The 1,824-nt window shown below is 66.9% G+C and carries 2 protein-coding genes; both read left to right on the forward strand.

Translation table 11 applies throughout. The annotated features are described in order from the left end of the window. The coding region (locus tag Q7T09_RS08185) for a d(CMP) kinase (protein ID WP_304699102.1) at positions 1-406 on the forward strand (406 nt) is incomplete at its 5' end. A gap of 177 nt (positions 407-583) precedes the next feature. Continuing rightward, positions 584-1,824, forward strand: a 1,241-nt coding sequence (locus Q7T09_RS08190; protein ID WP_304699103.1) for a 30S ribosomal protein S1, incomplete at its 3' end; no start/stop codon positions are given.

Genomic DNA, 1,824 nt, shown 5'->3' on the forward strand with positions numbered 1-1,824 from the left:
CGAGTGCGCCAGCCGGGTGGCGGTGCATTCGGCGGTGCGCCTGGCCCTGCGCGAGCTGCAGCTGGCCTTCGCCCGCACGCCGCAGGGGGCGGTGCTGGACGGGCGCGACATGGGCACGGTCATCTGCCCGGAGGCGCCGGCCAAGCTCTATGTCACCGCCACGCCGGAGGTCCGCGCGCAGCGGCGCTGGAAGCAGTTGAAGGGACAGGGCGAGGAGGTCGGCCTGGCCGATATCCTGGAGGACATCCGCCGGCGCGACGAACGCGATGGCGGCCGGGCCGACAGCCCCATGGTGGCCGCCGCCGACGCCGTCTTGCTGGACACCACCGAAATGACTATAGAGCAGGCCACCGATGCGGCCCGCCGCACGGTCGAGGCGGCGCGAGCCCGGTGGGAAACTTCCTGACGGGCAATCCAAACGTTCCTTTCCCTCGATGGCTGCGGGCGAATTTCACCGCGCTGGGGTCCGCCCCCGACGCCTTCGGTTTGCAACCCTTAACCCGACGCCGGGACTCCGACCGCTCATGCGGATCGGGCCAGATCCGTTTTCCGGACGGCGTCATCTGAAAGACGAAAGAACATTATGGCTGACGATATGAGCCTGAACCCCTCCCGCGACGACTTCTCGGCCCTGCTGGACGAATCCATGGGCGGCCGCGACTTCATGGAAGGCGTGGTGGTCAAGGGCATCGTGGTCGGGATCGAGAAGGATTTCGCGATCATCGACGTGGGTCTGAAGACCGAGGGGCGCGTGTCCCTGAAGGAATTCAACCAGGAAGGCGATGACCCCGCCCCCATCGTGGTGGGCTCCACCGTCGAGGTCTTCCTCGAGCGCGTCGAGAACGCCATGGGCGAAGCGGTCATCAGCCGCGACAAGGCCCGCCGCGAGGAGGCCTGGACCCGTCTGGAAGGCGTCTACGAGAAGAACGAACCGGTGATGGGCTCCATCGTCGGCCGCGTGAAGGGCGGCTTCACCGTCGACCTCGGCGGCGCCTCGGCCTTCCTGCCCGGCAGCCAGGTCGACATCCGCCCCGTGCGCGACGTCGGCCCGCTGATGGGCAAGGAACAGCCCTTCGCCATCCTCAAGATGGACCGTCCGCGCGGCAATATCGTCGTCTCGCGTCGCGCCATCCTGGAAGAAGCCCGCGCCGAACAGCGCACCGAGCTGGTCTCCCAGCTGCAAGAGGGCGAGATCCGCGAAGGCGTGGTCAAGAACATCACCGACTACGGCGCGTTCGTGGACCTGGGCGGCATCGACGGCCTGCTGCACGTCACCGACATGAGCTGGAAGCGCGTCAACCATCCGAGCCAGGTCCTGGCCGTGGGCGACACCGTCAAGGTGCAGATCGTCAAGATCAACCCCGACACCCAGCGCATCAGCCTGGGCATGAAGCAGCTGCAGTCCGACCCCTGGGACGGCGTGGAAGCCAAGTATCCGGTGGGCGCGAAGTTCACCGGCCGGATCACCAACATCACCGACTACGGCGCCTTCGTGGAGCTGGAAGCCGGGGTCGAGGGCCTGGTCCACGTCTCCGAGATGTCCTGGACCAAGAAGAACGTCCACCCGGGCAAGATCGTCTCCACCTCGCAAGAGGTCGAGGTTGTCGTGCTGGACGTCGACCCCTCGAAGCGTCGCGTCTCGCTGGGCCTCAAGCAGGCCATGGACAACCCCTGGGACGCGTTCGTCGCGGCGCACCCGGTCGGTTCGACCGTGGAAGGCGAGGTCAAGAACGCCACCGAGTTCGGCCTGTTCATCGGCCTGGAGAACGACATCGACGGCATGGTCCACCTCTCGGACCTCGACTGGACGGCGTCGGGCGAAGA

Origin of the sequence: Phenylobacterium sp. (assembly GCF_030645195.1) — a bacterium.
Classification (GTDB): domain Bacteria; phylum Pseudomonadota; class Alphaproteobacteria; order Caulobacterales; family Caulobacteraceae; genus Phenylobacterium.